Source organism: Pseudomonas delhiensis (genome assembly GCF_900187975.1).
In the GTDB taxonomy this organism is placed as follows: domain Bacteria; phylum Pseudomonadota; class Gammaproteobacteria; order Pseudomonadales; family Pseudomonadaceae; genus Pseudomonas; species Pseudomonas delhiensis.
On record NZ_FZPC01000081.1, the window covers coordinates 1 to 1,043 of the forward strand.

Below are 1,043 nucleotides of genomic sequence, written 5' to 3' on the forward strand. Positions count from 1 at the left end.
TCCTTGATCGCCTTCAGCGACTCGCCGAGGTCTGCGGTCGGCGTCAGGCGCACCGGGAACAGACTGGTGAACCAGCCGACGCTGCGGCTCAGGTCGATGTCGTCGAACAGCGCCTCGCGGCCGTGGCCTTCCAGCTGGACCAGCACGCTCGAATCGCCGCTCCAGCGGCAGATCACCCGCGCCAGGGCGGTCAGCAGCAGGTCGTTGACCTGGGTGCGGTAGGCCGCGGGAGCCTCCTGCAGCAAGCGCCGGGTCAGCTCGCTGTCCAGGTGCGTGCGTACGCTGCGGGCATGACGGATTTCCAGGGAGCCCTGCGAGTCGCGACACGGCAGGTCGGCGGGCGCGTCGACCAGTTGCTGCCGCCAGTAGTCCAACTCACCCTGCATCTGCGGGCCCTGGGCATACTCGCCCAGGCGCTCGGCCCAGGCCTTGAAGGCACTGGTCTTGGCCGGCAGTTGCAGGGCCTGGCCAGCGAGACGCTGCTCGTAGGCTTGTTGCAGGTCTTCCAGCAGGATGCGCCAGGACACCCCGTCCACCACCAGGTGGTGGACGGCCAACAGCAGGCGCTGGCTGCCGTCGGCGACATTCACCAGCAAGGCGCGCAGCAATGGGCCTCGGGCCAGGTCGAGGCTGCGCTGTGCTTCATCGCACAGGGCCTCCACTTCCCCGCCGTTCTCGGCCTCGGCCTGCCACAGCAGAGCTTCGCCAGTGATCCCGGCGTGTTCGGCACGCCATTGGCCGTCGACCTCGGTGAAGCGCAGGCGCAGCGCGTCATGGTGTTCGACCAGTGCCTGCAAGGCCGCTTCCAGCGCCTCGGCATCCAGTGCCTGGCGCGGCTGTAGCAGCAAGGACTGGTTCCAGTGCTGGCGATTGGGGATGGCCTGCCCGAAGAACAGCCGCTGGAATGGCAGCAGCGGCGTCTCGCCGCGCACCGGTCCCTGGTCGACCTGGGCCGCGGCGCCCGTGCGGGCGACCCGGGCCAGCCCTTGCACCGTCTGGTGCTGGAACAGCTCCTTGGGCGTGAAATGGATGCCTGCCGCGCG

The 1,043-nt window shown here is 69.2% G+C and carries 1 protein-coding gene; it reads right to left on the reverse strand.

Features of this window, described 5'->3' with window-relative positions:
- The coding region (locus CHC02_RS29800; RefSeq protein WP_244906830.1) for a condensation domain-containing protein at nt 1-1,043 on the reverse strand (1,043 nt) is incomplete at both ends.